The sequence below is a fragment of the Geoalkalibacter ferrihydriticus DSM 17813 genome, from assembly GCF_000820505.1.
In the GTDB taxonomy this organism is placed as follows: domain Bacteria; phylum Desulfobacterota; class Desulfuromonadia; order Desulfuromonadales; family Geoalkalibacteraceae; genus Geoalkalibacter; species Geoalkalibacter ferrihydriticus.
The window spans coordinates 1-25628 of the sequence record NZ_JWJD01000004.1 but is presented as its reverse complement, the minus strand read 5'-3'; the positions used below and the strand labels follow the sequence as shown (position 1 = coordinate 25628).

Below are 25628 nucleotides of genomic sequence, written 5' to 3'. Positions count from 1 at the left end.
TCGAGGAATCGCAATGACTAAATCCCTGACCATCGGCAAGCACACCGTTCCCTATCCTCTATTACAGGGCGGGATGGGTGTGCGCGTTTCCGGCGGCAGCCTCGCCGGTCATGTGGCCCGTTGCGGCGGCGTCGGCATCGTCGCCACCGCGGGCATCGGGATCAATAGCTCCTATTACCAGGAAAACAATTATTTCCCCGCCAATGCCCAGGCCCTGCGCGACGAAATCCGCAAGGCCTACGAAATCGCTCCCGACGGCGTGGTCGGCACCAATTGCATGGTCGCGGTGAGCGATTTCGATGATCTGGTGCGGATTTCCTGCGAAGCCGGTGCAAAAGTCATCGTCTGCGGCGCCGGCTTGCCGCTCAACCTGCCGGCACTGACCGCCGACTACCCCGATGTGGCTCTGGTGCCCATCGTCTCATCTCTTAAGGCGGCGCAGCTGATCGCCCGCAAATGGAAGAAGAGTTTTGATCGGCTGCCCGATGCGGTCGTGGTGGAAGATCCCGATACCGCCGGCGGTCACTTGGGCGAGAAGCTGGAGAACATCGGTACCGGACAGTACGACCAGTATGCCACGGTGCGGGGCGTCAAGGCTTATTTCCGCGAAGCTTTCGATGCCGAAGTGCCGGTGATTGCCGCCGGCGGCATCTGGGACCGCGCAGATGTGCTCCATGCCCTGGAACAGGGCGCCGACGGCGTGCAGATGGCGAGTCGTTTCGTGTGCACCGAAGAATGCGATGCCGACCTTGCCTACAAGCAGGCCTATCTCAACTGCCGGTCCGAGGATATCGGCCTGGTCATGAGCCCCGCCGGTTTGCCCGGACGAGCGATTCGCGCCAATATCGACAACGTCCGGCAGCGCGATCTCGACCACGGCGTGATTTGCCCTTCGGGCTGCCTCAAGAAATGCACTTATAAAGAAGGGCAGGAACGCTTCTGCATCGTCCACGCTCTGGATCGTGCCCAGCGTGGCGACGTCGACACCGGCCTGGTTTTTTGCGGCACCAATGCCTGGAAGGCCGACCGCATCACCACGGTGCAGGCGATTTTCAATGAACTTTTCGACCTGGCCGTAAGTGTGCCGGCTGAGGGTTCGGAGCAAGCGGCCAACGGTTGAAAAGCAGGCTCAGGCCTCAGCGAATGGATATTAAGGGGACGGACCGCAAGGTTCGTCCCTTTTGACATTAAGGAACATAGAAAGGCTTAATCCTTGCCATTTTGCCTTGGTATGGGGTAAAGTTCCCACTTGTGTCGGACGCTGTCTCCGGCATCTGTTTTTAAAAGGAGAACGCATGGCTGCTGCAAAGACCCAAGAAGAGTTTATCCCCAAATGGATTGCCTGGGAAACCACCCAGCGCTGCAATCTGAGTTGCGTTCATTGCCGTTGTTCCTCGGACATGCAGTCCTCCGAAGGGGATTTTACCACGGAAGAGGCCTATAAGCTTATCGACGATATCTGCGCGGTGAGCAAGCCGGTCATGGTACTGTCCGGAGGTGAGCCGCTGCTGCGCGCGGATATCTGGGATATCGCCCGCTACGGGACGGGCAAGGGGCTGCGCATGTGCATGGCGACCAACGGCACCCTCATCGACGATGCCGTATGCGCCAAAATGAAGGAAGCCGACATCAAGATGGTGTCCCTCTCTCTGGATGGCTCGACGGCCGAGATTCACGACAATTTCCGCAACTGTCCCGGCGCTTTCGAAGGCGTGGTACGCGCCGCTGAAACCATGCGCCGCAACGGCATCAAGTTTCTCATCAATTCCTCCTTTACCAAGCGCAACCAGCAGGACATCGGCGCCACCTTCAAGCTGGCCAAGAGTCTCGGTGCCACGGCCTGGTACATGTTCATGATCGTGCCGACTGGGCGTGGCGAGGAGATCATGAGCGAGTTGATCTCCGGGGATGATTACGAAGAGATTCTCAAGTGGCATTATCAGCAGGAGCGCGCCGAGGACGATATCCTCATGCGCCCGACCTGCGCGCCGCACTATTACCGTATCGTTCCGCAGATGGCCAAGGCCGAAGGAGTGGATTTTCAGCGCCGCTCTCTGACCTTCTCCACCGGCGGTGGCAAGGGTTGCATCGCCGCCCAGACCATCTGCCTCATCGACTGCTTCGGCAATCTCAAGCCATGTAGCTATTTCCATTCGTCGGTGGGCAACGTCAAACAGGTGCCTTTCAAGGAACTCTGGTTCAATTCGAGGGTTTTCAACGACCTGCGTGACAACAAAAAGTACAAAGGCAAGTGCGGCGAATGCGAATTCATCAATGTTTGCGGTGGTTGCCGGGCGCGTGCCGATGCGGTTTACGGCGACTACATGCAGGAGGAGCCCTTCTGCAGCTATCTGCCGCCGCGGACCCGCAAGCGCCTGGAAAAAGAAGCGGCCGAACTGGCGTCAAAATAAATAAAAACATTGTTGACAGGATTCACAGGATAAGGGCATGAAAATAGGGTTGGATTGCTTTTCGCTATCCTGTCGATCCCGTTAATCCTGTCGTTTTTGAATTTTTTAGGATTTTCAAGGAGGTTATTCCATGTCTGATTATCGCTTTCTCAAGGCCTGCTGGGGCGAGCCCGTTGATCGTACGCCGGTGTGGCTCATGCGCCAGGCTGGGCGCTACCTTCCCCAGTACATGGCGGTGCGCTCCAAGGTGAGCTTTCTTGAACTGTGCAAAACACCCGAGTTGGCCGCCGAGGTCACCATCCAGCCCATTGATTATCTCGGCGCCGATGCGGCCATTTTGTTTTCCGATATCCTCACTCCCGTCGAACCCATGGGCCTTAAGCTCGATTTCGCTCCCGGTCCGGTGTTCGAGAGTCCGGTACGGACCCAGGCCGACATCGACGCCTTGCGTATTCCGGTGATGGAAGAAGATGTTCCCTACGTGCTTGAAACCATCCGCATTCTGCGCCGTGAGTTCGAAGGACGTGTGCCTCTCATCGGTTTCGGCGGCGCACCCTTTACTCTGGCCTGCTATATGGTCGAAGGCAAGGGCAGCAAGGATTTTGCCCAGATCAAGCGCATGATGTATTCTGCGCCTGAGTCCTATGCATCGCTCATGGAAAAAATCACCGAGATGGATCGCCAGTATCTCAACGCGCAGATTGCTGCCGGTGCCCAGGCGATCCAGATTTTCGACACCTGGGGCGGCATCGTCTCCCCCGGTGACTATGAAAAATACATTCTGCCCTACACCACCAAGTTGATTGAGGGGCTCAACCGCACCGGGGTACCCATCATTCATTTTGTCAAGGGTGCCGGCACCATGCTTGATCTGGTCAAGCGCGCGGGCTCCGACGTGGTCGGTCTCGACTGGCACATAGGTCTCGGCAAGGCGCGCAACCTGCTCGGTACCGAGGTGGCCGTACAGGGCAATCTCGACCCCACGATCCTCTACGCACCCCCTGAGCATATCGAGCGGGAGGTAAAGCGCATCCTCGACGAAAACGACGGCCGCCCCGGCCACATCTTCAATCTCGGCCACGGCATCCTGCCCACCGTACCACCTGAACATGCCAAATTCATGGTCGAGTGCGTGCAACGGCTCAGCGCCAAAGGATGAAGGCCTGAACCATGAAGGATGAGAACCCCGGCAGTCCCATCGGGATCGTCCTGCTCAATATGGGCGGTCCCGATTCGCTGGAGGCGGTCAAGCCGTTTCTCTACAACCTTTTTGCCGACCGCGACCTGATACAGCTTCCCCTGGGGGCGCTGTTGCAGAAGCCTTTTGCGCGGCTGATTTCCCATTTTCGCGCCAAAAAGGTTGTGGAAAACTACCGCGCCATCGGCGGCAAGACGCCGCTGCTACACTGGACGCAGCGCCAGGCGGAGGGAATTGCCGCGCGGCTGGGCGCTACGTATCGGCCCTATGTGGCCATGCGCTACTGGCATCCCCGGGCCGACGAAACGCTTGCGCAAATGGCTGCCGACGGTGTTCAGCGGGCCGTGGTACTCTCCATGTACCCGCATTACACGGGTGCCACCACCGGCAGCAGCGTCAAGGATTTCCAGCGTGCCGCCGCGGCGAAGCATCCGGCTCTTAAATATCGCGTCATCGAGCAATGGTACGACTGGCCGGGCTACCTCGATGCCCTGGCCCAGTGCGTGCGTGCCGGACTGGAAAAATTTTCCGAGGATCTGCGGCCGCAAGTGCAGATCCTGTTTTCCGCCCATGCTCTGCCGCAGAAATTCATCGACCGCGGCGACCCCTATCTCGAGCATGTGCTCGATACCGCGCGCGGGGTGATGAAGCGCATCGGCAACCGCTCCTGGCGAATGGGGTTTCAAAGCCGAAGCGGGCCGGTCAAATGGATGGAGCCGGACACCGTCGAGGTTATCGATCAACTGGCTGCCGAAGGGCGCCCGGCGGTGCTTTTGGTGCCCATCTCCTTTGTTTCCGATCACATCGAAACTCTGCATGAAATCGATATCGAATACCGCGAGCATGCCCGCGCCCAAGGCATCGTGCATTTCGAACGCAGCCCGTCTCTCAATGAGCAACCTGAATTTCTTGCCGGGATGGCGGATCTGGTGAGCAACGAACTGGAGAACTGGCGATGAAAAGCTGCAAGGTTTGCGAACAGGAATTCGATCCCGCCACGCCCCTCGACGACCCGGCCATGCAGGCCGGTGTTTTCATGGCCCAACAGAGCGAGTGGAATGACCTGGGCGAGCTTTGCCCACGCTGCCTGGGCAGCCGCGGGCTGTTGGGAATGATGTACTGCCGGGAGTTTAACGCCTGAGCGTTGTGCCTTGGCCCGGTCTCGATTTCTATAAACCCTAACTATTCAGCACAGGGCTGTCGCGAGCCCCTCCTCCCCCGCCAGGGTGAGCAGTTACTATAAGCCTTCCTTTTTCAGTTTCTCCAGAAGTTCCTTCTGCTTGTCGCTCAGCTCCTGAGGTACCGCAATTTCAATCACCGCGTAAAGATCTCCTTGCGGCCTGCTTTTGTGGGCGGGAACGCCGAAACCCTTAAGGCGTATTTTGGCCCCCGACTGAATGCCGGCCGGCACCTTGACACGTTTTGTCCCCTCCAGGGTCGGGACTTCCACCGTGGTGCCAAGGCAGGCGCCGCTGAAAGGAACCCGCACCTTGACCAGCAGATCCTGCCCTTCGCGGCTGAACAGGGGATCGGGACTGACGTCGACTTGAAGAAACAGATCGCCCGCAGGTCCGCCGGAGGGGCTGGGGCCGCCCTTTCCGGCCAGGCGCAGGCGACTGCCCGGTTCCACGCCCGGCGGGATGCGCACCTGCACGGCGTGGGTCTGGCCGTTTTGCCGAAACTCGATGCGGCGCTCGCCGCCTTTGACCGCCTCGCGAAAGGGTAAGGCGACGTTGAGGGAATAGTCCTGGCCTTTGAGCGGACGGGGTCTTACGCGGGTGCCGGCGCCGGATACGCCCCCGCGGCCGGCGCCACCGAACAGATGGGAGAAAATGTCCTCGGTGCCGAAGCCGAACTCGCGGAAAATGTCGCCGACGTCGAAGCCGCGGAAAATGTCTTCCTGACTGTAACGCTGATGAAAGCCAGTCTCGCCGAACTGGTCGTACTGCTTGCGCTTCTCTGCATCGGAAAGAACCGCGTAGGCTTCCGTGATCTCCTTGAATTTGTCTTCGGCTTTTTTGTCCCCGGGATTTTTGTCGGGGTGATATTTGAGGGCCAGTTTGCGATAGGCCTTTTTGATTTCTTCGGCCGAAGCATTTTTGCTGATGCCGAGTGTACCGTAATAGTCTTTGGCCATAATGAAAATCTCCCCGAGGCATTTGCCTGTTGCAAATATAATGACCCCCGGATCAAGCGTCAAGGCAGCGGCGAGATTTTGTCCTTGCTAAATCGGTTCTCGCGGGTAGAATGAAAATGTAAATGTAAGTCACTGATCATAAAGGAGGAAAACAGATGTACATGCATCGTCTCTGGATTCTTGACAGTCGTATCTGTTGGATGGTGTTGTTTACCTTCACCCTGTTGTGCCTGGCACCGACCAACACCCACGCCGGATTGATGGAAAGCCGCCTCTCCACGGGTGAAGCCTATTCGCAGCGTGCGGCGGATTTGGAAAAAGTGCGTCAGGTTTTGCAGCAGGAGGTTGTGGCTCAGCGCCTTGCCGATTATGGATTCAGCAGCGCGGAGATTGCCGCTAAATTGCCGACGCTCTCCGATGAGCAGATCCACCAGATCGCCGGGCTGACGGATAATCTTGCCGAGGGCGGTAACGGTCTGGGTGTGGTTGTTACGGTGCTGGTCATCATTCTGCTGGTCATCGTCATTCTAAAACTCACCGACAAGCAGGTCATTATCAGATAAGGTTTCAAATTGTTTTTTTCTGCTGTCTTTTTGAGGGGGGCCTCCCTCGGTCTGTTGATTGTTCTCTTTGCCTGCGTTTCCGCCCAACACCCCACTTGGAGCCCCGGACAACCGGGGCTCCAGTTTGTTGAGGGGGTGCCCTTTGTGGCGCAACAGGCGGGTAATGACTGTGGCCCCGCGGCTCTGGCTTCACTGTTGGCACATCGGGGACGCGACATTCCCTTGGAGCAGATCGAAGGGTACGTGTATGATGAGCGTTTGGGCGGGTCGCTGCTGGCGGATATGCAGAACTTCGCCCAGGGCCAAGGGCTTGAGACCCGGACGGGACGTGGTGATATCGCCTTGCTGCGGCGCATGGTGGATGCCGGGCGCCCAGTCGCGGTGTTGGTCGAGATGGGTTTCGGACCCCTACGGCGCCCCCATTATCTTGTGGTATTCGGTTATGATGCCGAGCGCTTTCTGGTGCACGATGGCCGGACCGCGGGTCTGTTCATGGCCTCCGAAGAACTGCAGCGGCGCTGGGAGACCATGAACCGGCTGTATCTTTACCTGCCCTGAGAGTCTAACGCGGATCAGGGAAAATAAATCGGGCACGGACGCAAAGCGGATAAGTTCTGATGGACAAAAAAACGTTAAAAATGAATTTTGTTGTGCTTGCCGGTTCTGATCCGTCTTGATCAGATTTGTCCCCTATTTGTCTATCAACCTGGAGCTGATTGAAGATGATGCGTTTCTGTTTGATCGCAACGCTGATGGTGGTTATGGTCGGCTGCTCCATGCCGCGCATCATTGTACTCAACGATCCTCTCGACGCAGCCCAGCACAACGATCTGGGCGTTTCCTATGAGGCACGTGGCGATCTCGATCTGGCGGTGCGCTCCTACGAGCGTGCGGCCGAGCTTGACCGGCAGTGGGCCGTGCCCCTGGTCAACCTTGGCAACACCCTGGCTGAGCAGCAGGATTGGCAAGGAGCCGCTCGCGCCTATCAACGTGCGCTCCAGCGCGATCCTGTCGATCCCGTCGCTCTCAATAATCTGGCCTGGGTGCTTTTGCAGCAGGGGGATCTTGATCAGTCACTCGCTCAAGCGCGCCAGGCCCAGCTCCTGGCTCCCGAAAATCCGCTCGTCCTTGAAACTTTGGCAGAGGTGCACCTGGCCCGGGGTGAGTATGCGGAGGCCCGAGATGCCGTGGCGGCCGCCCTGGAACTGAGTCCTGAATTGCCCCTCGACGACGATTTGCAGAATCTCCTGCATGATTAAAAATCCGAAAATCTTTTGAGGGGCTTTAGTAATCCCCCGGCATTCCAAAAGGAGACCCTTGATGACCCGCATTGCTATTATCGGCGCCGGTATTTCCGGCCTGACCACTGCCTTCCTGCTTGAGCGGCAGGCCCAAGCCGCGGGTTTGGACCTCGAAATTGTCGTTCTTGAAAAAAAAGACCGTATCGGCGGTAAGATCTGGAGTATTCGGGACGAAGGCTTTCTCTGCGAATGGGGGCCGAATGGTTTTCTCGACAGCAAGCCCTGGACCCTGGAACTCTGCGAGCAACTCGATATCCGCAACCGCCTGCTGCGCTCCGACGATAATGCCCGCAAACGTTATATTTTCTCCGAAGGCGTTCTACATCGTTTGCCGGAAAACGGGGCCATGTTCCTCAAGTCCAAGCTCATCTCCTGGCCGGGAAAACTGCGCCTTTCCGGGGAAATGCTGATCCCGGCCAAGCGCGACGGTGAAGACGAAACCCTGGCGGATTTCGGGCGGCGGCGTCTGGGAGCCGAAGCGCTGGACAAACTCATCGCGCCCATGGTGTCCGGCATCTTTGCCGGTGATCCGGAAACCATGAGTCTCAAAAGCTGCTTTCCGCGGATTCAGCAGCTCGAAGAAGAATACGGCGGACTGGTCAAAGCAATGGTCAAGCTGGCCAAAAAGAAAAAAAAGGAAATCAAGGAAGGTAAGCAGGTGGCGAGTGCCGCCGGCCCCGGTGGGGTACTGACCTCTTTTACGGGAGGAATTCAGGAACTCACCGACGGCACCGCGGTCAAGGTGCGCGGTGAAATCCGCAAAGCTGCGAGCATTGAGCGCATCCTGCGCAAGGATGGCGGCTTCGAGTTACGCTTTGAGGGCGGCGGTACCCTGGATGCCGATGTGGTCGTCAGCGCCGCGCCCGCCCATGCCCTGGCCGAAATGGCCGTGGGGCTCGATGACGCTCTGGTTACGTTGCTCAATGAGATTCCCTATGCGCCCATGAACGTTATCTGCTTCGGCTACGAGCGCGATAAGGTCGCCCATTCTCTTGACGGTTTCGGCTATCTCATTCCGCGCAAGGAAGGGTGCAGTACCCTGGGCACTCTGTGGGATTCCAGCATTTTCCCCAACCGGGCGCCCGAGGGCATGGTGCTGTTGCGCTCCATGATGGGCGGGGCGGCCAACCCGGGCGCCATCGAGTTTTCCGATGCGGAAGTGCGGGCCCGCACCCTTGCCGATCTCAATGCCGCCATGGGTATTGCCGCCGAACCGGACTTTGTGCGAATTTTCCGCCATCCCCAGGCCATTCCACAGTACATTGTCGGTCATGCCAAGCGGTTGGCTGCTCTTGATGAAAGGCTTCAGGATATCCCGGGTCTCTACCTGACAGGTAATGCCTTTTACGGCATCGGGCTTAACGACTGCGTACATGCCTCACATCAGGTTGTTGAGCGAGTGATCCAAGGATTGAATGCAAAGGCCGGGTAATTTCAGAATAGCTATTTTTTGCGCCGAAAAACGTCGGTTTTGAGGTTTGACACCCGATCGAGAAACAGCATGCCGTCGAGGTGATCCATTTCATGCTGGATGGCAACGGCCTCGAATCCGTCGGCGTTGATCACGCGCTCGTTGCCGGAGCGGTCGAGAAACTGCACGACGATACTTTCGGCGCGGGCTACGTTGCCGGTGTAATTGGGCACGCTCATGCATCCTTCACGCATGACTTTTTCCCCTTCGCGCTCGATGATCTCGGGATTGATGAGTACCAGACAGCCGTGGTTGTTGTCGCGACCGAGCTTGCTTTTTGAGACATCGACCACCACCACGCGCAAGCCGACGCCGATCTGGGGTGCGGCGACGCCCACCGAGTGGCCGGCCGCAATCATGGTGTCGAGCAGATCCTGTACCAGGGCGTCAACCTGCGCATCGATCCCGGCGACGGGGGCACAGACCTGCTTGAGAATGGGGTCAGGGTAGAGGCGGATTTCCTTGACGGCCATGTGGATCAGAGCTCCACGGGGGTAATGGAGCGCACTGAGATGTCGACCTGCAAGGCTTCCTTGAGATGGTCGAGGAGGTGCGTCAAGTCATCGCTGGAGAGATCGTCCGGTAGCACCGCCTCGATCATCATGACATAGACCGGGCGGCTTTCGCTGCCGATCAGCTTGGTGTTGAGGTCGGTGATATTGATCCGGCGATCACCCAGCTCCTTGGCAACGCGATAGACGATGCCCGGCTTGTCCGAGCCATAGACCGAAATCATGCAGATCTCGCCAGGCAGGTCGGGGCGTTTCTCGCCGCCGGGACGCAGGGTACGCAGAAAAACCGAAAGGTTGGTTTCCTCCAAGGGCGCGAAAACATCACCGAAACTCGCGCGGTCGGTATATTCAGGGTGCGAGATGATCAGGATCATGGCAAACTGACCGCCAAGAATGGAGCAGCTCGAATCGGCGATGTTGCAGCCGAGACGGTAAAGAATCTCCGTTACCTGCGAGACGATGCCGGGTCGGTCGCGGCCGATGATGGTCAGTGCGAAATGGGGCATAACGGATCTCCTCCCGAAAAATAGAAAAAAGGGAACGCTGCAGAATTCGGCGTTCTCTTTTTTAGCATTGCCCGAAAAAAAATGCCAGTCTCCCGGGATGTGCGGCGCCAATTGGCGGTCATGGACAGCCTTTTTTCCCACGCAGCAGCTTCGCCGCCCCGAACGTTGACACTCTGCTTGGGGCTGCTAAGTTTTAGGTAGTTCCCGCGGGCGAAATTAGTGGAGCCGCTTGCAATGCGTATTATTCAGGCGGACGTTATTTCAGGATGGATCATGAAGAGAGATCGGCACCCTAAAATTGAGATTATCGGTCGGCATGTCCCTGAATTTCCTGGTTACCGGGCGATTCATCATCTGGAAACCGATCGGTTGTTGCGACATTTTCTCTCCGGCCGCCTCGGCGAAATTCGTGAACGGCTGGCCGATTTCGTCGCCGGGCTTCCCGAAGGCGGGCCGCGCGCGGCGCTGAGCGAATCTTTACGCCGCTTGGCGCAGATCAAGGCGACCCTTGTCGAGGCAGATTCGCAGCAGGCAGGTTCGATTTCTGTTTCTCCCGAAAAGGAAGAGGCGCTGCTGGATTTCGACCTCAACCTGCTTGATAAGACGGCCGCCCTGGCTGGTGCCGTGGATGGTATCGACCGTGAGGGCGGCGGTCCGAACATGCAGGCGCTGCTTGCGGGTCTGCTCGAGGATCTGGAGGAATTGCTCAAGAAGCGTCAGACGCTGCTTGCGAGCCTTGCCCAGAGTTGAGCTGCGGGCTCATTGCCTTGCTCCAGGGCACGGTATCTGTTAGAATATTCTCCAACTTTGTGTTCTGGAGAAGTGTGATGGAGGATACCCAGGAGCGTCTGCTCACCCTGGAAACACGCCAGGCCCACTACGAGCGCGTAGTGGAAGATCTCAACCAGGTGGTGACCGAGTGCAACGGCAGAATTCTGGAACTTGAAGAGGATCTGCGTCTCCTGCGCCTTCACTTGGCCCGCCTGAGCGAGAATGTGCCCATGCCCCCCAAAGATATCTGATCCATGACCCACGACGAAAAACTGCGCATTGTGTTTGAAGCCGTCATCATCCTCTCATTGGGCGTGGTGATCGGGCTTTCCATCAACTATCGCCTGATATTCAATGCATTTTCAGGTAAGGTGGTTGCGCCCGTGGTTCAGCACGTCCCCGACCAGCCTGTCATGGCTTATCCGCAACCCATCGGTCTCGCCGAGGTTATCGCGGCCCGCGAGGCCGGCGCCGTTTTGGTTGATGCTCGGATTTTCGAGGTTTATCGCGATGGGCATATCGCCGGGGCGATTTCCCTGCCCCTTGCCGATGTGGAGGCTCACCTGGAAGATTTCCGCGCCCGGGTCGCTCCGGACCGGCAGCTAATCCTTTATTGCAGTGGTTACGGTTGCCCTGATTCCTTCGATCTGGGTCTGCGCCTCATCGACGAGGGCTACCGTGACGTCTGGTCCTACGAAGGCGGCATGCCCGAGTGGCGGGCCGCTGGGTTGCCTGTCGAAAAAGCGCCGCGTTAGGCGAAGGTTCCGGTCATGACTCTTTCCCTGAAGACTTCCATCTATCATCTGGCGCGCCTGTCTCTGGGCGGCATTTTTCTCTATGCCGGTTGGATCAAGGCGGCGGACGTCACCGCTTTTGCCGGCAGTGTCGCCAATTACCAGATTCTGCCCTACAGTTGGAATTTCCTGGTGGCGGCAACCCTGCCCTATGTAGAAATCCTGGCCGGCATTTTGCTGATCCTCAATCAGCGGGTGCGCCCCGCAGCCCTGGTGATCGGCGGACTCAACCTGGTGTTCATTATCGTGTTGGCGACCGTTATCGCGCGCGGCCTTGACATCGACTGCGGTTGTTTCAACCCCGGCGGCGATGGTCATACCAGCGCCCTCGAGGCGCTGATCAGGGATCTGGGCATTATGGTGCTGGTGGTTGCCACTTGGTGGCTGCGCGGCGATCAGGTCAAAGAGAGCGCCTGATTTCCCCAGGATTTCCCTTGCCCCTGACATTCTTCGACCTGAAGGATCAGGCGTTACTCATCACTTATCACCTTTTCCCACCGGTTATTCCATGGAACTCTGGCAGCAGCAACTCAAGGCGAGCCTCACCACGCCTGCACAACTGGCCGAGCGTTTTGCGCTGGACGCCGCGGCACTGGAAGCCGTCTGCGCCCGTTACCCCTTGCGCATCACACCCCAGTATCTTGATCTCATCGAAGAGCCCGGTGACGCCATCTGGCGCCAATGCGTGCCCGATGTGCGGGAATTGCATGACGACCAGGCCCAGGTCGATCCCCTCAACGAAGACCACCTCGCGCCCTTGTCCCATGCCGTGCATCGCTACCCCGACCGAGTGCTGTTGCTGGTGGCGGGCACTTGTGCCACCTACTGTCGCTTCTGCACACGCAAGCGCAAGGTCGGGTGTCGAGGCATGGAAGTTTCTTTCGGCGAAGTCATGGCCGGCATCGAATACGTGGCTCGCACGCCCAGCGTGCGTGATGTGATCCTGTCCGGCGGCGAGCCGCTGCTCATGTCCGATCTGCTGCTTAAGGAAATCCTTGAACGCCTGCGGCGCATTCCCCATGTCGAGATTATCCGCATCGGCACCCGCGCCCCGGTGGTGCTCTCGGCGCGCATTACACCAAGTCTCTGCGCCCTGTTGCGACAATGCCACCCCCTGTTCGTCAACACCCACTTCAACCATCCCCGCGAGCTCACCCCCGAGGCGATGGAAGCCTGCCTGCGCCTGGCCGATGCCGGAGTGCCGGTGGGCAACCAGACGGTGCTGCTGCGCGGCGTCAACGACGATGCTGCGACCCTTGAAGAATTGTTCCGCGCACTGCTCAAACTGCGTGTGCGGCCCTATTACCTGCACCATATGGATCTGGTGCGCGGCACCGGCCATTTCCGCACCCGCCTCGAAACCGGCCTGGAGATTATGGCCGCTCTGCGCGGAACCCTCTCCGGTCTGGCCATTCCTCATTACGTCGTCGATCTGCCCGGCGGTCGCGGCAAGGTGCCGATTGTTCCTGAATCCGTCGAAAAGCTCGGCGACGTGGCCGTGCTGCGCGCGCCCCGCGGCGAGCGGGTGGAGTTTCCCCAGTATCTTTGTTCTGACAATCCTTCTGCATAATCGTTACAAGTTCGTTGCCGGTTTCGGCGCAGGCCGGGCGCGACCCGACGGTTTTGCTCCCCCTTTCGCCTTGCCTCTTTATCTGCGGGGCTCTTGAAATCCAGGGACAACGAAAAAACTTCCGATCGGCAGCCCGGGAGCCGGCAACCAAATCAGTTATGCTGCTTGGGCGTATCGAAGTCGTATCCGCACGCCGGGCAGATGACACGGGTTTCAGGCTCTGGCGCCAGGGCAGCACATCCGGCCATCCCGATTATCAGCATCAGGGTTATCAGCCAGGTCATCACTTGCTTGATCATCATTGATCGCTCCTTTCAATTCCAAGCATAAGAGTTGTCGCCTGGTGTCGCATGTGGTTCGTGGCGTCAGAGAACGCAGGGGTCTTTGGACCGCCATCCAGGCTGCGCGACGCTGCGCGAACCAGCCCGGCTCTTAGGCAGTTTACCCTATTTGTCCTTGTTGGTTGACTTTTTTCCTGCATGAGATACCCTGTTAGTAAATATTCTTATGAAATATTGTGGATTCCATGACGCCGATTCTTAAAGAGCAGATCAAGAAATTTAAACAGCAATGTCGCGAGCATGAGCTGCGCTTGACGCCACAGCGTCTTGAAATCTTCACAGCGCTGGCAATGTCAGAAGATCACCCGAGTGCAGAGCAACTTTATCAGCGTCTGTGCAAAAAAATGCCGACACTCTCCCTTGACACCATTTACCGTACACTGGCGACTTTTGTTCAGCATGGTCTGGTCAACCGGGTCGATACGGTGGAGAGCCAGGCGCGGTTTGAAGTGGTCCAGGCGCAACATCATCATCTGATCTGTGAGAAGTGTAAAAAAATTTCCGATTTTCAGTGGCCGTCAATTGAATGTATTGAGCTTCCGGAGGGTTTGTCGCGTTGGGGGAAAATCGGCAGGAAAAATGTCGTTATCTATGGAATCTGCAAGGACTGCATGAACTCCTGATTTTTTTGGCCCAATTGTAGGAAAGGTTCTTACCAGGTAGTATTTATTAAGTTTTTTTTGGTGGATTTTTGCTCAAGAAGTTGAACCCTTTAAAGGAGAACAAAGATGAGCGAAGAAAGAAAGTGTCCGGTCACAGGTCGCACTGACAAGCCTATTGCAGGCGGGGGCACGTCAAACAAGGACTGGTGGCCGAATCAATTGAACCTCAAGATTCTTCACCAGAACCCTCCCATGGGAGACCCGATGGGCGAGGCGTTCAACTACGCTGAGGCGTTCAAGAGTCTCGACCTCAATGCTGTGAAACAGGACCTCTATACGCTGATGACCGACTCGCAGGACTGGTGGCCGGCTGATTACGGTCACTACGGGGGGCTCTTCATCCGCATGGCGTGGCACAGCGCAGGCACCTATCGCATGGGTGACGGCCGCGGCGGCGCCGGAAGCGGTAACCAGCGTTTCGCGCCGCTCAACAGCTGGCCGGACAACGCCAACCTCGACAAGGCGCGCCGTTTGCTTTGGCCGATCAAGCAGAAGTACGGCAAGAAAATCTCCTGGGCCGATCTGATGATCCTCGCCGGCAACTGCGCTCTGGAGTCGATGGGATTCAAGACGTTCGGCTTTGCCGGCGGACGTGAAGACATCTGGGAGCCGGAAGAGGATATTTACTGGGGTTCTGAAGCTGAGTGGCTTGGCGACAAGCGCTATGAAGGCGACCGCGAACTTGAAAATCCTCTCGCTGCCGTGCAGATGGGTCTGATCTATGTGAATCCGGAAGGGCCGAACGGCGAGCCGGATCCGGTCGCGTCGGGGCGCGACGTTCGCGAAACTTTTGCGCGCATGGCGATGAATGACGAAGAAACCGTTGCCCTCGTCGCCGGTGGGCATACCTTCGGCAAATGCCATGGTGCAGGCGATGCCGCCCATGTCGGTCCCGAGCCCGAAGCTGCTCCCATCGAAGAGCAGGGCCTCGGTTGGAAAAGCAGCTTCGGCAGCGGCAAAGGGGGGGATACGATCACCAGCGGCATCGAGGGCGCCTGGAAACCGCATCCGACCAGGTGGGACATGGGCTATCTGAAGGTGCTGTTCAAGTACGAGTATGAGCTGGTCAAGAGCCCGGCCGGCGCGCATCAGTGGCTGGCTAAAGACGTGGACGACGAGGACATGGTGGTTGACGCGCACGATCCGTCGAAGAAACACCGGCCGATGATGACCACGGCGGACCTCTCCCTGCGCTACGACCCGATTTATGAACCGATCGCGCGGCGCTACCTGCAGAATCCTGAAGAATTCGCCGATGCCTTCGCGCGCGCCTGGTTCAAGCTGGTCCATCGCGACATGGGCCCGATCTCGCGCTATCTCGGTCCCGAAGTCCCGGCCGAAGAACTCATCTGGCAAGACCCGGTCCCCGCTGTCGATCACGCGCTGATCGATGCGGCCGATATTGCCTCTCTCAAGGGAAAAATCCTTGCTTCAGGGCTGTCGGTCCCCCAACTGGTCGCGACCGCCTGGGCGTCGGCCTCCACCTTCCGCGGCTCCGACAAACGTGGTGGGGCGAACGGGGCGCGCATCCGTTTGGCGCCGCAGAAAGATTGGACGGTTAACCAGCCGCAGCAACTGACGAAGGTGCTTGCAGCCCTCGAGGGAATCCAGAAGGAATTCAACAGCGCGCAGTCAGGCGGGAAGAAGGTTTCCCTCGCCGATTTGATTGTTCTGGGCGGATGCGCAGGTGTCGAGCAAGCGGCGAAGAATGCCGGCCACGATGTCAGCGTACCCTTCACGCCGGGGCGCACGGATGCCTCGCAGGAGCAAACCGACGTGGCAGCATTCGCCGTACTTGAACCGGAGGCCGACGGGTTCCGCAACTATCTCAAAACCAAATACACCGTCTCGGCCGAGGAAATGTTGATTGATCGTGCGCAATTGCTGACGCTGACCGCCCCTGAGATGACGGTCCTGGTTGGCGGTATGCGCGCCTTGAATGCCAACGTCGATCAGTCCAAACACGGCGTCTTCACCAAGCGACCAGAAGCGCTCACCAATGACTTCTTCGTGAATCTGCTCGATATGAGCACCACCTGGAAGGCGACCTCGGAAGCCGGAGACCTGTTTGAGGGTCGTGACCGCAAGAGCGGCGAACTAAAATGGACGGGTACCCGGGTCGACCTGATCTTCGGTTCGAACTCCCAACTTCGGGCTTTGGCGGAAGTCTACGCAAGTGAGGACGCCCAGGAGAAGTTTTTGAACGACTTTGTTGCGGTGTGGAATAAGGTCATGAACCTGGATCGTTTCGACATCGTCTGAACGTCGCATTAACGTCTGTGCCGGTTTCCGACTGGTCGAAGAAAACGGTTGGTTAATCAGGTAGCCTGGGGGGCTTGCTCCCCAGGCTACAAATCCTCCGGCGTAAACGCCACAACCTCGTCGATGGCCGCCGCACCCGTGAGCAGCATGACCAGGCGATCAATGCCCAGTGCGATGCCCGCGGCGGGCGGCATGTGCGCCAGTTCGGCGAGAAATTTTTCGGGCATGGGGTAGGGGGGCTGGCCGGCGCTGCGCCGTATGGTTTCCTCCTGAGCGAAGCGGGCGCGCTGCTCGACGGGCTCGGTAAGTTCGGAAAAGGCGTTGGCCAGCTCCAAGCCGGCGATGTACAGCTCGAAACGCTCGGCAATCTCTGGGTTGTCGGGCTTTTTTCGTGCCAGGGCGGCTAGGGGGGCGGGGTAGTCGATGAGAAAAGTCGGCCTGCCCGAGCCGAGGTGCGGTTCGATCTCGAAGGCGATGATTTCGTCGAAACGATCCGCGGCCAGCGCCTGTTGCGGGGTGGTGGCGGTGTGGCGGGCAAAGGCCTCGGCGACGCTCAGCCGCTCCCAGGGCGGCCTCAGGTCGATGGCTCTGCCGGCGCGCACGAGCTCGCCGCCCGGTACCAGCCTGTTCAGCAGCATCTCGCATTCCGCCATCAGATCGCGGTAATCGGCCTGCGCGCGGTACCACTCGAGCATCGTGAATTCGGGCAGGTGGCGGCTGCCGCGTTCGGCGTGGCGCCAGCAGCGGCAGATCTGAAAGAGGCGCGGATAGCCTGCGGCAAGCAGGCGTTTCATCGCCAACTCGGGCGAGGTGTGCAGAAACCAGGTCTCGCTGGCCACCGGCGCGATGTAGCCCTCGGGGGCGTTGCCCGGCACGCGGTGGGGCGTTTCGGTCTCCAGATAATCGTGTTCGATGAAAAAAGCCCGGATCATCTGGATGATCCGGGCCCGTTCCATCAACTTGGCGCGCTTGCCGGCAAGCCGCCAGTTGGGCTCCACCATGGGGGCTTATTCCTTGACGCGGGTATTGTAAGATCCGGTGCGCGTGTCGATCTGGATCAGATCGCCCTCCTCGACGAAGCTTGGGACTTGCAGGGTGTAGCCGGTTTCGACGGTGGCCGGTTTATTGTTGCCCGCGGCGGTGTCGCCCTTGACCCAAGGGTCGGTCTGGGTGATCTTGAGGTTGACGAAGTTGGGCAGGGTGATACCGATGGCGCGATCACCGAACATGAGGACTTTCACGTCCATATTGTCGATGAGAAAGTACTTGTCGTCGCCCAGGGTCTCGGCGCTGAGGGTGACCTGCTCATAATTCTTCTGGTCCATGAAGACATAGCCGGACTCGTCCTGGTAAAGGTACTGCATGTCGCGGTCTTCCAGGCTGGCGGGCTCGAAGGATTCGCCGGAGCGGTAGGTACGATCGAACAGTGAGCCGGTGATCATGTTGCGCAGCTTGCATTTGTAGAGGGCCTGACCCTTGCCGGGTTTGGTGAAGTCGAAGGCGACAATGACATGCGGCTCGCCGTCGACCATGAGCTTGAGGCCCTTCTTGAGGTCGGAACAGTTGTACATATTCTTGTTCTCCTTGGTCTTTTCCCTCTGGTGGCGGAGGGTTGCCGAAAAAGCTCTCAATTAGAACATAACCAAGGGGGCTTTGTCATGGGAAAATTGTGTGGTGAGCGTTGTGTCGCCGACTTGTTTTATGGTAAGTTTCCGCAGCCTTCACAACTTCAAGGAGCCTCAACCATGATCCTTACCAATGATCTCAAGCGCGGGCTGGTCATTCAGCTTGATCAGGCGCCGTGTCTGGTGCTCGATGTCAGCTTTCAGTCGCCCTCGGCGCGTGGCGGCAATACCCTGGTCAAGACCAAGTACCGCAATCTGCTTACAAACCAGGTTCTGGAGAAAGCCTTCAAGGCCGGCGACAAGGTCGACGAGGCCGATTTCGAGAGGCGCAAAGGCCAGTTTCTCTACCCTTCCGGCGATGGCGGGGTGTTCATGGATCTGGAGAATTACGAGCAGTACGAATTGAACGAAGAACTTTTCACCCCCGTGCAGGGCTATCTGCTGGAAGGCGCCGAAGTGACCCTGGGCGTGTTTCAGGGGCAGGTGGTGAGTGTTGATCCGCCCATGGTGGTGGAACTGGTGGTGACGGAAACCGCGCCGGCCATCAAGAACGCCACGGCGACCGCCCAGACCAAGGAGGCATTGCTGGAAACCGGTTTGCGTTTGCAGGTGCCGGGTTATCTGGAGTCCGGGGAAAAGATCAAGGTCGATACCCGCGATGGGCGTTTCGTGTCGCGCGCCTGAGGCGTTTATCTCGAATTGCTTTGCAAACCGCCGCCTGCTTGAACGGGCGGCGGTTTTTAATTTCCGGTGTCTATTCTTAGGGTTGATTTTTGTCTTGCATTTTTTGCTGATTAGGCATAGGGTCGCCGCCTTGTCCTGCGCGTCATGTTTGGTTTTTGAATTTAGAGTTCCTCATCTGCGAAGAAGCTTTCCCCTTGACCACCCTGACTGTTTTTAGCGCCTGCCTCGCAACCCCGCCATAAGCGTTTACCCTCAGCGTCTTTCGTCCCCTGCTGTTCCGGTCCCGTGCGCCCAAAGTTCCTTTTTTTCGGGCTCAGGTGCGACTGCGTCCGGTTTGAGAGCACTCTCTTTTTCAAGGAATTGCACCAATGATCCATGCTTTGCACTCGATTCGGCTTAACTGGTTCTTCAATTTGCGTGGAGATGTTCTTGCGGGAATGGTCGTCGCCCTGGCGCTGATTCCCGAAGCCATCGCTTTTTCCATCATTGCCGGGGTCGACCCCAAGGTTGGCCTCTATGCTTCTTTCTGCATTGCCGTGGTCACGGCCTTTGTCGGTGGCCGCCCCGGCATGATTTCAGGTGCCACCGGCGCCATGGCGTTGCTCATGGTGTTGCTGGTGCGAGATCATGGTCTGCAGTATCTGCTTGCGGCGACTGTGCTGACGGGTCTGCTACAGATTCTGGCGGGTGTTTTTCGCCTGGGGGGGCTGATGCGTTTCGTGTCGCGCTCGGTGGTGATCGGTTTTGTCAACGCCCTGGCGATTCTCATCTTTCTGGCGCAATTACCGGAAATCACCAACGTCGGCTGGCAAGTTTATGCCCTGCTGGCGGCGGGTCTCGGCCTTATCTATCTCTTTCCCTATGTCACCCGGGCCATTCCCTCGCCACTGATCTGCATAGTCGGCCTGACGGCGTTTACGGTTTTTTTTGGTGTGGATGTGCGCACGGTGGGCGACATGGGGGCTTTGCCGGATAGCCTGCCGGTTTTTCTGCTCCCCGACATTCCGCTGAACCTTGAAACCCTCTGGATTATTTTCCCCTATTCAGTGCCTCTGGCGATTGTTGGTCTGCTCGAGTCGATGATGACCGCCACCATCGTTGACGACCTTACCGATTCTGCGAGTAACAAAAACCGTGAATGCGTCGGTCAGGGTGTGGCCAATATCGGCGCCGGATTTCTCGGCGGCATGGCTGGTTGCGCGATGATCGGCCAGTCTGTCATCAATATCAAATCAGGCGGCCGCGGGCGGCTCTCGACGCTGTTGGCCGGCGTGTTTCTGTTGCTGATGGTGGTGTTTGTCGGCGACTGGGTGGCGCGCATTCCCATGGCGGCACTGGTGGCGGTGATGATCATGGTGGCCATCGGTACCTTCAGCTGGGAGTCGATCCGCAATCTGCGCAAGAACCCCAAAAGTTCGAGCATCGTAATGACCTCGACTGTGATCGTGGTGGTCGCGACGCACAATCTGGCGCTGGGGGTTATGGTCGGGGTGCTGCTCAGTGCCCTGTTCTTTGCTTACAAGATCGGTAAAATTCTGTATGTTGGCACCCACCTGTCGGAGGATGGTCGGGTGCGCCACTATCAGGTTATCGGCCAGGTGTTTTTCACCTCCGCCGAAAGTTTTATCGCCTCTTTTGACTTGAAGGAGGCGGTGGAGAAGGTGCAAATTGACGTCAGTCGGGCCCACTTCTGGGACATTACCGCGGTCGGCGCCCTGGACAAGGTCATCCTCAAGTTCCGTCGTGAGGGCACCGAGGTCGAAATCATCGGCCTCAACAAGGCCAGCGAAACCATGGTCGATCGGTTTGCCGTGCATGACAAGCCCGACGCGGTCGAACGCCTCATGGGCCATTAAAGGAGCTCTGCCATGAAAACCCTCGTACTTGCCTGTATTGACGGCTCTACCTATGCCCCGGCCGTGTGCGACGCGGCCGCCTGGGCGGCGCTGCGGCTCGAAGCGCCGCTGACCTTTCTCCATGTTCTGAGCAAAACGCAGGAACCCCGCCCGGCCGACTTGAGCGGCAGTCTCGGTCTGGGTGCGCGCGAATCCTTGCTTGAAGAATTGGCGGAACTCGATGCCAAGCGCGGCAAACTGGCCCAGGAGCGCGGTCGCCAGATTCTGGCTGCCGCCAAGGAACGTGCGAAAAATGCCGGGGTGGCTTCGCCCGAGGCGCTGCAGCGCCATGGCGGACTGGTGGAAACCTTGAGCGAATTGGAAGGCGGAATCCGTCTATTAGTGCTCGGTCGACGTGGTGAGGCGGCCGATGTCGCAAAGGAACATCTGGGCAGCCACCTGGAGCGGGTGATCCGTGCCATGAGCCGCCCGATCCTGGTGACAACCGCCGAATTTCGCGCGCCGCAAAAAATCATGCTCGCCTTTGACGGCAGCGCCACCACTCGCAAAGGGGTGGATATGGTGGCAGCCAGCCCTTTGTTCAAGGGCCTGCCCTGTCATCTGGTGATGGTGGGACCGGATACCGCCGAGGCACGCGCCCAGTTGGAGCGTGCCCGCCTGCGTCTGGAGTCTGCCGGCTTCGAAACACCGGCGGTGATCCTGCCCGGTGAGGCAAGCAGCGTCTTGAGCCAGTACCAGCAGGAGCATGGAATCGATCTGATGATCATGGGCGCCTATGGCCATTCGCGCATTCGCCAGTTGCTCATCGGTAGCACCACCACCGAGATGATGCTTAAATCCACCGTGCCTTTGCTGCTGCTGCGGTGATTGTGCTTCGCTAGTCCGACCAGATGTGGGCCGCAACGCGGCGACGTTGCCCCCGGGGCCATCGGCCAGGCACACAGCTTGGCGGTTTGTTGCGCCTGCCTATACACGCCTCCTTGGTTTGGTTATCAAGGAGGTTTTTTTGTGCCCGGTGTAAGAATATCCTCATGGCGGCGTTTTAGGCTCGGCCGCAGCTGAACCAAGGACTTTGGCGCTTTGAGATTGGGGGAAAATAATTGTAAAAAAAACCGAGTCGACCGTGGTCGAAAAACCCGCGTAACTTGCGGGGGAAACTTAAAAATCCATAAAATATGGAGGTTTATCTTTTGTTGACAAGGCGTGATTCCCTGCTAACAAAAGGGTAGGTGCAATTTCGTCTACTTCTGGTAACCCCTGTTGCCGCACATCTGGAATCTGAGAGAAGGGAGGTGAGCTGGCTGTGTTCCAGGGCGGCTTTCATTTGTTTCATTCAGTGGTCGGGCAGAGGGTCTTCGGTTTTTTTCTCAACACGCACTATGTTTCAGGGAGGACGTCATTTATGAAAAGCTTTATCTGCAAGGCTCTAGCACTCACCGTGCTAGGGCTCCTGGTTGGCATGCCTGCTGCTGCCGAGTTGACTCCTGAGGAACAGTTCGGCAAGGAACTCTATTTCGATAGTTCACTATCCAGCCCCAACAATCAGTCCTGCGCCTTCTGCCACGAAGAGCGTAGCGGTTTCAGCGGGCATATCCCCGGCATCAACAAGCAAGGAGCTGTCTATCCTGGAGCCGAGCGCCAGCGTTTCGGCAACCGGCGTCCGCCGACTGCCTCCTATGCGGGCGACAGCCCTGTCTTTGATTATGTCTATGATATGGACGAGGACGAATGGTTGTTTGCCGGCGGCATGTTCTGGGACGGCCGCGCCACGGGCTGGGTGACCGGCGATCCCCTGGCCGATCAGGCCATGGGGCCCTACCTCAACCCCGTCGAACAGAATCTCCCCAGTGAAGAAGCCGCCTGCATGATTGTGGAGCAATCCAAGTATGCTTATCTCTACGAAGTGGTCTACGGCGAGCCCCTGGATTGCAGCGCCTATGACGCCGACGGACATTTGCGCGCCTACAAGAATTTTGCTCTGGCCGTCGCCGCCTTCGAGCGTTCCGTGGAAGTGAGCCCCTTCAATTCGAAGTTCGACTATGTGATGGCCGGAGAAGCTGAATTTACCGAGCAGGAAGCCTGGGGCCTGCAACTGTTCAACGGCAAGGGTCGCTGTAGCGCATGCCATCCGGCGCCCCTGTTCACCGATTTTACCTATGACAATCTCGGAGTTCCGAAAAATCCTGAAAATCCCTTTTACCGCATGGATACCGTCTATGTCGACGGTATGCCCATCAATCCCGAAGGGGCGGCCTGGGTCGATCCGGGATTGGCCGGTTTCTTGGAAACCCTGCCGCAAAGTGTGTTTGACGAGTGGGGTCTGGATAAAGAAACTGCCGTAGCCGAAAGCTTTGGCAAGCACAAGGTGCCGACCCTGCGCAATGCCGACAAGCGCCCCGGCCCCGGATTTGCCAAATCCTATATGCACAACGGTTCTCTTAAGAGTCTTGAAGAGGTGGTCAGCTTCTACAACAGTCGCGACGCCATGATTGCCGCCGGTATGATCGTTCCGGAGGTCTGGGAGAACATGAACGAGGACGAATTGGGCGATCTGGGTCTGACCGCCGATGAAGAGGCGGCCATCGTCGCCTTTATGCAGACCCTGAGTGATGGATATGCAGTCAAAGGCAAGGGCAAGGGCAAGGGTAAGAGCAAATAACGGGAATAAGCAGAATTCGGGACCGCTCCGCGGCCCGCGAGCATTTTGAAAGTGGGGGCCGGCGAAGCATGCGCCGGCCCCCATAGTTTTTTGTTAAGTATCAAGGCTGGTCACCTCTCAGCGATTTGCGCAATTTGCACAATTGCGAAAATGCAGAAATCCTTTCTTTGCAGTCCTGCAAAACCTTGTTTTAAAGTAGCCCCTCTCCCCGCACAAGGCCCGCCAGGCGGCTTTCAGCCTCGCTCAGTCGCGATCAGCGATTTTCTTCACAGCTGTGCTGCGGCCTGCTGATTCGCACATTTGCAAATGGACTTCTCTGGATAGGAATCTCCCCCCAACGGATCGGTCTTTCTAAGCCGTTGAAATTAAACGAAATAGAACGATTTTTTTAAGAATCTCCGGGGTTGGTACGCGCGTTGCTCTGTATGTATACGCAAGAAGGGCAAATCGGAACCGCACCGGGAGAATTTGATCATGAACGCGAGTCTTTGTCCTTATTTTGCCGTACAAGAAGATCGCTGCAAAGCGGTCCCTTCAGGCGAGGCGCGCAGGAAGGATCTTTTTTGCAGTGACCGGTATCAGGAGTGCAGTTTTTTTCAAAGGTCGGCCTACGGTAGGGGATCCACAGGGGCCGGGGGGCAGGGGCAAGTTTTTATGGGTGGAGGCAAGCCGGTGGTCAATTTTTCGGTACGCTGGCCGCTTCCCTTTCAGGTTCGATACGTTGCCACTCGCAGTTCACTAATTCAGCACAACCAAAAGGAGGAACAGGCCATGAACGCAACGCAAACTTCCAACCGCAAGGGCTGGACCGTTGTTCTTGCCGGAACCGGGATCAACCTGGCACTCGGCATTCTTTACACCTGGAGTATTTTCCGTGGCGCCATTGCCGATTCGGTCGCACAAGGCGGAGCTGGTGCATTTAATTGGAATCCTGCCGCCATCAACGATCCTTACGCGGTATGTTGTCTGGTGTTTGCCTTTTCCATGATTCTGGCCGGCAAGTGCCAGGACAAATTCGGCCCGCGCCTAACCATCATGATCGGTGGGTTGCTGGTCGCTTCAGGCTTCGTGCTGGTTTCTCAGTCCACCGCCTATTGGGCCTGGGTCCTCGGTTTTGGGGTGATGGCGGGTGCCGGCATCGGTTTTGGTTATTCGGCCGCCACGCCACCGGCGCTCAAGTGGTTTCCTCCGGCAAAGACCGGTTTGATCGCGGGTATCGTCGTGTCGGGGTTCGGTCTGGCATCGGTGTACATCGCTCCTTTGGCCCAGTATATGCTCGGTGCCTATGGTCTTCAGCAATCCATGCTGATCTTTGGTGTCGCCTTTGCCGTGCTCGTCAGTGGGTTGGCACTGCTGGTCACCAATCCGCCTAAGGGTTACGTTCCTGTCGGCGCACCTGCTCAGACTGCCGCCGCTTCGACCGCGGCTCCTGCCAAGCCCAGCGTCGACATGACCCCTTCGCAGCTTTTTAAAAGTGGTCAATTCTACACCCTGTGGATGGTCTTTTTCATCGGTGCCGGCGCGGGCCTCATGGTTATCGGCAGCGTCGCCGGTATGGCCAAGGCGAGCATGGGAACCCTGGCATTTCTCGCTGTTGCGATTCTTGCCATCGGTAACGCCGCCGGTCGCATCGTCGCAGGTATCGTCTCTGACAAAATCGGCCGCGCCAACACCCTGATCATTATGCTCGTCCTTCAAGCTTCTCTGATGTTCGCGGCCATCCCTGTGATCGGCAATCAGGGAACCAGCGCGGTTGTCATTGTCCTGCTGGCCACCTTTATCGGCTTTAATTACGGAACTAACCTCGCGTTGTTCCCCTCATTTGCCAAGGATCTCTGGGGCCTGAAGAATTTCGGTATGAATTACGGCATCCTCTTCACCTCCTGGGGCGTCGGCGGCTTTGTCCTGGTGCGGCTCTCTGAAATGCTCCGCGCCCAGACCGGCAGCTTCGCCATGCCCTTCGCCGTCGCCGGCGTACTGCTCCTGGTCGGTGCCATGCTGTCCCTCTCCCTGCGGCCCAAGAAAGTCGAAGCTCTGGCGACTGCACCCGCAGCAGCCCCTGTGGAAGAGGAAGAACTGGTTTTCCAAAAGGCTGACTGACACGAACCCCTGACATTTGAATGAGGTTAGATGAACCCCGCGCAAGCGGGGTTTTTTTTTGTCAGTTGTCAGTTGTCAGTTGCGAGAAAGCGAGAAAGCGAGAAAGCGAGAAAGCGAGAAGGCAGAAGGCAGAAGGCAGAAGGCAGAAGGCAGAAGGCAGAAGGCAGAAGGCAGAAGGCAGAAGGCAGAAGGCAGAAGGCAGAAG

General features: G+C 57.8%; 27 protein-coding genes. 21 read left to right on the top strand and 6 right to left on the bottom strand.

Annotated elements, in window-relative coordinates:
* Window positions 1-13: 13 nt before the first annotated feature.
* From GFER_RS11235 to GFER_RS11215, 5 genes are all read left to right on the top strand, one after another.
* Window positions 14-1120, top strand: a complete 1107-nt coding sequence (locus GFER_RS11235) for an NAD(P)H-dependent flavin oxidoreductase (RefSeq protein WP_040099686.1) — start codon at window positions 14-16, stop codon at window positions 1118-1120.
* 175 nt (window positions 1121-1295) lie between these two features.
* Window positions 1296-2411, top strand: coding sequence for a radical SAM/SPASM domain-containing protein (locus GFER_RS11230; RefSeq protein ID WP_040099684.1), 1116 nt, complete (start codon window positions 1296-1298; stop codon window positions 2409-2411).
* A gap of 130 nt (window positions 2412-2541) precedes the next feature.
* On the top strand, window positions 2542-3570 hold the full coding sequence (gene hemE, locus GFER_RS11225; protein WP_040099680.1) for a uroporphyrinogen decarboxylase: 1029 nt from the start codon (window positions 2542-2544) through the stop codon (window positions 3568-3570).
* An 11-nt stretch (window positions 3571-3581) separates the two neighbouring features.
* Window positions 3582-4568, top strand: a complete 987-nt coding sequence (gene hemH / locus GFER_RS11220) for a ferrochelatase (RefSeq protein ID WP_040099678.1) — start codon at window positions 3582-3584, stop codon at window positions 4566-4568.
* The gene (locus tag GFER_RS11215) at window positions 4565-4750 is read left to right on the top strand and encodes a hypothetical protein (RefSeq protein ID WP_040099676.1); all 186 of its coding nucleotides are present in this window, start codon (window positions 4565-4567) and stop codon (window positions 4748-4750) included. The genes hemH and GFER_RS11215 overlap by 4 nt, the downstream gene beginning before the upstream one ends.
* 96 nt (window positions 4751-4846) lie before the next feature.
* On the opposite strand, the gene GFER_RS11210 is transcribed toward GFER_RS11215, so the two are convergent.
* Complete coding sequence (locus GFER_RS11210) at window positions 4847-5746, bottom strand: DnaJ C-terminal domain-containing protein (RefSeq protein ID WP_040099674.1); 900 nt, start codon at window positions 5744-5746, stop codon at window positions 4847-4849.
* Window positions 5747-5901: 155 nt separating this feature from the next.
* On the opposite strand from GFER_RS11210, the gene GFER_RS11205 reads away from it, so the two are divergent.
* The 4 genes from GFER_RS11205 to hemG all read left to right on the top strand — a co-directional run bounded on the left by GFER_RS11205 (window position 5902) and on the right by hemG (window position 9042).
* Window positions 5902-6309 (top strand): PA2779 family protein, encoded by a 408-nt coding sequence (locus GFER_RS11205; RefSeq protein ID WP_052446312.1) that lies wholly within the window; start codon window positions 5902-5904, stop codon window positions 6307-6309.
* A gap of 144 nt (window positions 6310-6453) precedes the next feature.
* Window positions 6454-6867, top strand: a complete 414-nt coding sequence (locus tag GFER_RS17760) for a cysteine peptidase family C39 domain-containing protein (protein WP_161807405.1) — start codon at window positions 6454-6456, stop codon at window positions 6865-6867.
* Between the two features lie 164 nt (window positions 6868-7031).
* Window positions 7032-7568, top strand: a complete 537-nt coding sequence (locus tag GFER_RS11195) for a tetratricopeptide repeat protein (RefSeq protein ID WP_052446310.1) — start codon at window positions 7032-7034, stop codon at window positions 7566-7568.
* 61 nt (window positions 7569-7629) lie between these two features.
* Window positions 7630-9042 carry a protoporphyrinogen oxidase gene (gene hemG, locus GFER_RS11190; protein ID WP_040099671.1) on the top strand — a complete coding sequence of 471 codons (1413 nt, stop codon included), beginning with the start codon at window positions 7630-7632 and terminating at the stop codon, window positions 9040-9042.
* Window positions 9043-9053: 11 nt separating this feature from the next.
* Here the strand turns inward: hemG and def are convergent, their stop codons facing one another.
* Together def and GFER_RS11180 are read right to left on the bottom strand one after the other, a co-directional pair.
* On the bottom strand, window positions 9054-9554 hold the full coding sequence (gene def / locus GFER_RS11185) for a peptide deformylase (RefSeq protein ID WP_040099669.1): 501 nt from the start codon (window positions 9552-9554) through the stop codon (window positions 9054-9056).
* A 5-nt stretch (window positions 9555-9559) separates the two neighbouring features.
* Complete coding sequence (locus tag GFER_RS11180) at window positions 9560-10099, bottom strand: glycine cleavage system transcriptional repressor (protein WP_040099667.1); 540 nt, start codon at window positions 10097-10099, stop codon at window positions 9560-9562.
* A 273-nt stretch (window positions 10100-10372) separates the two neighbouring features.
* Here GFER_RS11180 and GFER_RS11175 point away from each other — a divergent pair, with 273 nt between their 5' ends.
* From GFER_RS11175 to GFER_RS11155, 5 genes are all read left to right on the top strand, one after another.
* Complete coding sequence (locus GFER_RS11175) at window positions 10373-10849, top strand: hypothetical protein (RefSeq protein ID WP_040099664.1); 477 nt, start codon at window positions 10373-10375, stop codon at window positions 10847-10849.
* Between the two features lie 77 nt (window positions 10850-10926).
* Window positions 10927-11121 (top strand): SlyX family protein, encoded by a 195-nt coding sequence (locus tag GFER_RS11170; RefSeq protein ID WP_040099662.1) that lies wholly within the window; start codon window positions 10927-10929, stop codon window positions 11119-11121.
* Window positions 11122-11124: 3 nt separating this feature from the next.
* Window positions 11125-11625 carry a rhodanese-like domain-containing protein gene (locus GFER_RS11165; RefSeq protein ID WP_040099660.1) on the top strand — a complete coding sequence of 167 codons (501 nt, stop codon included), beginning with the start codon at window positions 11125-11127 and terminating at the stop codon, window positions 11623-11625.
* 15 nt (window positions 11626-11640) lie between these two features.
* On the top strand, window positions 11641-12081 hold the full coding sequence (locus GFER_RS11160; RefSeq protein WP_040099657.1) for a MauE/DoxX family redox-associated membrane protein: 441 nt from the start codon (window positions 11641-11643) through the stop codon (window positions 12079-12081).
* A gap of 91 nt (window positions 12082-12172) precedes the next feature.
* Window positions 12173-13234 (top strand): KamA family radical SAM protein, encoded by a 1062-nt coding sequence (locus GFER_RS11155; RefSeq protein ID WP_040099656.1) that lies wholly within the window; start codon window positions 12173-12175, stop codon window positions 13232-13234.
* A 152-nt stretch (window positions 13235-13386) separates the two neighbouring features.
* Here the strand turns inward: GFER_RS11155 and GFER_RS18920 are convergent, their stop codons facing one another.
* Window positions 13387-13536 (bottom strand): hypothetical protein, encoded by a 150-nt coding sequence (locus GFER_RS18920; RefSeq protein WP_153304545.1) that lies wholly within the window; start codon window positions 13534-13536, stop codon window positions 13387-13389.
* A 224-nt stretch (window positions 13537-13760) separates the two neighbouring features.
* On the opposite strand from GFER_RS18920, the gene GFER_RS11150 reads away from it, so the two are divergent.
* Both GFER_RS11150 and katG read left to right on the top strand, forming a co-directional pair.
* On the top strand, window positions 13761-14198 hold the full coding sequence (locus GFER_RS11150) for a Fur family transcriptional regulator (RefSeq protein WP_040099655.1): 438 nt from the start codon (window positions 13761-13763) through the stop codon (window positions 14196-14198).
* Window positions 14199-14303: 105 nt separating this feature from the next.
* The gene (gene katG / locus GFER_RS11145) at window positions 14304-16499 is read left to right on the top strand and encodes a catalase/peroxidase HPI (protein ID WP_040099653.1); all 2196 of its coding nucleotides are present in this window, start codon (window positions 14304-14306) and stop codon (window positions 16497-16499) included.
* Window positions 16500-16585: 86 nt separating this feature from the next.
* Here the strand turns inward: katG and epmA are convergent, their stop codons facing one another.
* Both epmA and efp read right to left on the bottom strand, forming a co-directional pair.
* Entirely contained in the window at window positions 16586-17500 is a 915-nt protein-coding gene (gene epmA / locus GFER_RS11140; protein ID WP_040099651.1) for an EF-P lysine aminoacylase EpmA, read from the bottom strand.
* Window positions 17501-17506: 6 nt separating this feature from the next.
* Window positions 17507-18070: an elongation factor P gene (gene efp, locus GFER_RS11135; protein WP_040099649.1), complete on the bottom strand. Its 564-nt coding sequence runs from the start codon at window positions 18068-18070 to the stop codon at window positions 17507-17509.
* Window positions 18071-18244: 174 nt separating this feature from the next.
* Between efp and GFER_RS11130 the strand changes: the two genes are divergently transcribed.
* The 5 genes from GFER_RS11130 (at window position 18245) to GFER_RS11110 (ending at window position 25423) form a co-directional block, all read left to right on the top strand.
* On the top strand, window positions 18245-18808 hold the full coding sequence (locus GFER_RS11130; RefSeq protein WP_040099647.1) for an elongation factor P: 564 nt from the start codon (window positions 18245-18247) through the stop codon (window positions 18806-18808).
* 368 nt (window positions 18809-19176) lie between these two features.
* Window positions 19177-20664 carry a SulP family inorganic anion transporter gene (locus tag GFER_RS11125; RefSeq protein WP_040099645.1) on the top strand — a complete coding sequence of 496 codons (1488 nt, stop codon included), beginning with the start codon at window positions 19177-19179 and terminating at the stop codon, window positions 20662-20664.
* Window positions 20665-20676: 12 nt separating this feature from the next.
* Entirely contained in the window at window positions 20677-21531 is an 855-nt protein-coding gene (locus GFER_RS11120; protein ID WP_040099642.1) for a universal stress protein, read from the top strand.
* Window positions 21532-22066: 535 nt separating this feature from the next.
* Window positions 22067-23323, top strand: coding sequence for a cytochrome-c peroxidase (locus tag GFER_RS11115; RefSeq protein WP_052446309.1), 1257 nt, complete (start codon window positions 22067-22069; stop codon window positions 23321-23323).
* A gap of 771 nt (window positions 23324-24094) precedes the next feature.
* Complete coding sequence (locus tag GFER_RS11110) at window positions 24095-25423, top strand: L-lactate MFS transporter (protein WP_040099928.1); 1329 nt, start codon at window positions 24095-24097, stop codon at window positions 25421-25423.
* The last annotated feature ends 205 nt before the right edge of the window (window positions 25424-25628 follow it).

Excerpts from the sequence above, each read along its gene's own strand:
- GFER_RS11235 (WP_040099686.1), top strand. The coding sequence starts at position 14 with ATGACTAAATCCCTGACCATCGGCAAGCACACCGTTCCCTATCCTCTA.
- GFER_RS11230 (WP_040099684.1), top strand. The coding sequence starts at position 1,296 with ATGGCTGCTGCAAAGACCCAAGAAGAGTTTATCCCCAAATGGATTGCC.
- hemE (WP_040099680.1), top strand. The coding sequence starts at position 2,542 with ATGTCTGATTATCGCTTTCTCAAGGCCTGCTGGGGCGAGCCCGTTGAT.
- hemH (WP_040099678.1), top strand. The coding sequence starts at position 3,582 with ATGAAGGATGAGAACCCCGGCAGTCCCATCGGGATCGTCCTGCTCAAT.
- GFER_RS11215 (WP_040099676.1), top strand. The coding sequence starts at position 4,565 with ATGAAAAGCTGCAAGGTTTGCGAACAGGAATTCGATCCCGCCACGCCC.
- GFER_RS11210 (WP_040099674.1), bottom strand. The coding sequence starts at position 5,746 with ATGGCCAAAGACTATTACGGTACACTCGGCATCAGCAAAAATGCTTCG.
- GFER_RS11205 (WP_052446312.1), top strand. The coding sequence starts at position 5,902 with ATGTACATGCATCGTCTCTGGATTCTTGACAGTCGTATCTGTTGGATG.
- GFER_RS11195 (WP_052446310.1), top strand. The coding sequence starts at position 7,032 with ATGATGCGTTTCTGTTTGATCGCAACGCTGATGGTGGTTATGGTCGGC.
- hemG (WP_040099671.1), top strand. The coding sequence starts at position 7,630 with ATGACCCGCATTGCTATTATCGGCGCCGGTATTTCCGGCCTGACCACT.
- def (WP_040099669.1), bottom strand. The coding sequence starts at position 9,554 with ATGGCCGTCAAGGAAATCCGCCTCTACCCTGACCCCATTCTCAAGCAG.
- GFER_RS11180 (WP_040099667.1), bottom strand. The coding sequence starts at position 10,099 with ATGCCCCATTTCGCACTGACCATCATCGGCCGCGACCGACCCGGCATC.
- GFER_RS11175 (WP_040099664.1), top strand. The coding sequence starts at position 10,373 with ATGAAGAGAGATCGGCACCCTAAAATTGAGATTATCGGTCGGCATGTC.
- GFER_RS11170 (WP_040099662.1), top strand. The coding sequence starts at position 10,927 with ATGGAGGATACCCAGGAGCGTCTGCTCACCCTGGAAACACGCCAGGCC.
- GFER_RS11165 (WP_040099660.1), top strand. The coding sequence starts at position 11,125 with ATGACCCACGACGAAAAACTGCGCATTGTGTTTGAAGCCGTCATCATC.
- GFER_RS11160 (WP_040099657.1), top strand. The coding sequence starts at position 11,641 with ATGACTCTTTCCCTGAAGACTTCCATCTATCATCTGGCGCGCCTGTCT.
- GFER_RS11155 (WP_040099656.1), top strand. The coding sequence starts at position 12,173 with ATGGAACTCTGGCAGCAGCAACTCAAGGCGAGCCTCACCACGCCTGCA.
- GFER_RS18920 (WP_153304545.1), bottom strand. The coding sequence starts at position 13,536 with ATGATGATCAAGCAAGTGATGACCTGGCTGATAACCCTGATGCTGATA.
- GFER_RS11150 (WP_040099655.1), top strand. The coding sequence starts at position 13,761 with ATGACGCCGATTCTTAAAGAGCAGATCAAGAAATTTAAACAGCAATGT.
- katG (WP_040099653.1), top strand. The coding sequence starts at position 14,304 with ATGAGCGAAGAAAGAAAGTGTCCGGTCACAGGTCGCACTGACAAGCCT.
- epmA (WP_040099651.1), bottom strand. The coding sequence starts at position 17,500 with ATGGTGGAGCCCAACTGGCGGCTTGCCGGCAAGCGCGCCAAGTTGATG.
- efp (WP_040099649.1), bottom strand. The coding sequence starts at position 18,070 with ATGTACAACTGTTCCGACCTCAAGAAGGGCCTCAAGCTCATGGTCGAC.
- GFER_RS11130 (WP_040099647.1), top strand. The coding sequence starts at position 18,245 with ATGATCCTTACCAATGATCTCAAGCGCGGGCTGGTCATTCAGCTTGAT.
- GFER_RS11125 (WP_040099645.1), top strand. The coding sequence starts at position 19,177 with ATGATCCATGCTTTGCACTCGATTCGGCTTAACTGGTTCTTCAATTTG.
- GFER_RS11120 (WP_040099642.1), top strand. The coding sequence starts at position 20,677 with ATGAAAACCCTCGTACTTGCCTGTATTGACGGCTCTACCTATGCCCCG.
- GFER_RS11115 (WP_052446309.1), top strand. The coding sequence starts at position 22,067 with ATGAAAAGCTTTATCTGCAAGGCTCTAGCACTCACCGTGCTAGGGCTC.
- GFER_RS11110 (WP_040099928.1), top strand. The coding sequence starts at position 24,095 with ATGAACGCAACGCAAACTTCCAACCGCAAGGGCTGGACCGTTGTTCTT.